Below are 2,531 nucleotides of genomic sequence, written 5' to 3' on the forward strand. Positions count from 1 at the left end.
GTCGATTTCACCTGCCAGCGGACCGACATCCGCCAGAACACCGGCACCGGGCTGCTCCTCTACACCTTCGAGCAGGATGCCATGGCGCCCGGCGGTTTCCGCATCGACTTCACCTTCATCGCCCCCTGATCGGCGGCGACGCGACCCCGCTTCGCCTGTCGCAGTTGCATCTCGTGCCCTGCCTGCCGCGCGGCTATACTACGCTTTGGGACGACGCTGTCACCGGCAGGTCCCCGGGCAATCATCATTCATCGTTTCTTTCCGCCGAGGCCCGCGGCGAGCGTTATCCGGATGGCCGGTGTTCATCGCGAGATTCGTCCCTGCCCGGGCGTCGCCATGCTGCTTCAATTATGCCTTCGCGCGTTTCTTTTCATTGCCCTCATCGCCACCGGCCTCAGCTATGCTGAATCGGAGAGGGGCGAATTTCTCGGTCAATACCGGGTCGTCTTCATCATCGGCTCGGTCCTGCTGGCCGGGCTCGTCGTCCTGATCGACCTCAACATCTCGCGAAAGAGCCTTCAGGCGATTTCCGGAGTTTTCTTCGGATTGGCGGTGGGCTTGCTCATCGCTTACGGAATCAACGAGGTGCTCAGTGCCCTGATGAAATCGTTCTCGCCGGCGCTTTTCGCCGACGGAAAAGAGCATCCCAGCATCGGCATCACCCGGGTCCTGATCGGCCTCATCAGTTGCTATTTCTGCGTCAGCTTCATCCTTCAGACCAAGGACGATATCCGCTTCGTCATCCCTTACGTCGAATTCGCCAAACAGATCAAGGGCCAGCGCCCGATCATTCTCGACACCTCCGTCATCATCGACGGGCGCATCGTCGACATCTGCGAGACCGGCATCCTCGATCAGCGCCTGATCGTGCCCAAGTTCGTCCTTTCCGAGTTACAGGCCGTCGCCGACTCCAGCGACAAGCTCAAGCGAAATCGCGGCCGCCGCGGCCTCGATGTCCTCAACAGCCTGCAATCGAACAAGGCGATCGATGTCCAGGTTCTCGACGACCACGATATGTCCGCCGACCGTTCCGAGCCCGTCGATCTGAAGCTGCTCTCGCTCGCCCAGCGCATGAACGGTCGGGTGGCGACCAACGACTACAACCTCAACAAGGTCGCCAAGGTCCGTGGCGTCCAGATCATCAACATCAACGACCTTGCCAACGCCATGAAGCCCATCGTCCTCCCCGGCGAGGCCATGACGGTAAAGGTCGTCAAGGCAGGCGAAGAGCAGGGCCAGGGCGTCGGTTACCTCGAGGATGGCACCATGGTGGTCATCGAACAGGGTCGCGCCCACATCGGCGAAATCGTCGACCTCGCCGTCACCAGCGTTCTCCAGACTTCGGCCGGCCGAATGATCTTCGGCCGCGTCGAAGGCGTCTCCCAGCCCAATCGTCGCCGACCCTCGCAGCAGGAGGCATGACCAGCGCCGCCATGACCGACTACTCACCGCATCAGCGAAAGATCATCAATCGCTACTACGATCACCGCGACACCATCATGCTGACCAAGCTGGCCGACATGGTGTCCGAGCTATACCTGGCCGACACCGACAAAAAGCGCGATCAGCTCTGGAAGCGGGTCGAAACCGCCATGAAAAACCTGAAAATTCCCCCGGCCACCACCGCCCACATCATGGAGAAGAAAAGTCCGGAGCTTCTCGCCGGGCATCTACGCGACTGGCAAAACGGCGCAAAATAGGCGATTCTCGCGGCATTCGAGCCCATCGCCTTGTCAACGGTCACGACTGATGTGAAGATGTTCGTTCGGTTACGGATTCGGATTCTCGATCATTCAGGAGGTGCTTGCCATGTCTACGCGACGCGAATTTTTGGGCGGTATCGCAGCCACCGGCGGACTGATGCTCTTGCCCGATGCGATGGGCCTTTCCTCGCTCGCTGCCTTCGAAGGGGAGGGCGGAGGCGCTCCGTCGCAATACGAGCTGCCTCCACTGCCGTATGCCTACGATGCACTCGAACCGTACATCGATGCCCAGACGATGAAGATTCATCACGATCTGCATCACAAGGGCTACACCGACGGGCTCAACAAGGCACTGGCGACGCTGGCCGTGGCCCGCGACGGCGGAGACTTCGCCGGCGTCGGACCGGTCTCCCGGGCACTCGCCTTTCACGCAGGCGGCTATTTCAACCACAACGTCTTTTGGAACAACATGGCGCCCGCCGGCAAGGGCGGCGGTGGAAAGCCCGATGGCAAACTCTCCGCCGACATCAACCGCGACTTCGGCGGCTTCGATAAGTTCACGGCGCACTTCAGCGCCGCGGCCGCTTCGGTCGAGGGCAACGGCTGGGGCGTCCTCGCCTATCATCCGGCCCTCAAGCGCCTGATGATCTTCACCATGATGAACCAGCAGATGCAGACCCCCATCGGCAGCATCCCGCTGCTCATGTGCGACGTCTGGGAGCACGCCTACTACCTCAAGTACCAGAACCGCCGAGCGGACTACATCAAGGCATGGTGGAACGTCGTGAACTGGAAGAACGTCTCCGAACGCTACTACGCGGCCATGGC

3 protein-coding genes are annotated in these 2,531 nt (G+C 60.9%); all 3 read left to right on the plus strand.

All coding sequences use genetic code 11. From position 1 onward, the window contains the following. Positions 1 to 291 precede the first annotated feature (291 nt). A complete protein-coding gene (locus tag ACKUUH_RS17035) occupies positions 292 to 1,422 on the plus strand; it encodes a PIN/TRAM domain-containing protein (protein WP_407951085.1) in 1,131 nt (376 codons plus the stop codon). Beyond that, positions 1,419 to 1,700: a hypothetical protein gene (locus tag ACKUUH_RS17040; protein ID WP_407951086.1), complete on the plus strand. Its 282-nt coding sequence runs from the start codon at positions 1,419 to 1,421 to the stop codon at positions 1,698 to 1,700. The genes ACKUUH_RS17035 and ACKUUH_RS17040 overlap by 4 nt, the downstream gene beginning before the upstream one ends. A 109-nt stretch (positions 1,701 to 1,809) precedes the next feature. Then, on the plus strand, positions 1,810 to 2,531 hold a 722-nt coding region (locus ACKUUH_RS17045; RefSeq protein ID WP_407951087.1), incomplete at its 3' end, for a superoxide dismutase.

The organism is Parvibaculum sp., from assembly GCF_045863935.1.
Lineage (GTDB): Bacteria > Pseudomonadota > Alphaproteobacteria > Parvibaculales > Parvibaculaceae > Parvibaculum.

Coding starts and splice junctions, on each gene's coding strand:
- ACKUUH_RS17035 (WP_407951085.1), top strand. CDS start 292: ATGGCCGGTGTTCATCGCGAGATTCGTCCCTGCCCGGGCGTCGCCATG.
- ACKUUH_RS17040 (WP_407951086.1), top strand. CDS start 1,419: ATGACCAGCGCCGCCATGACCGACTACTCACCGCATCAGCGAAAGATC.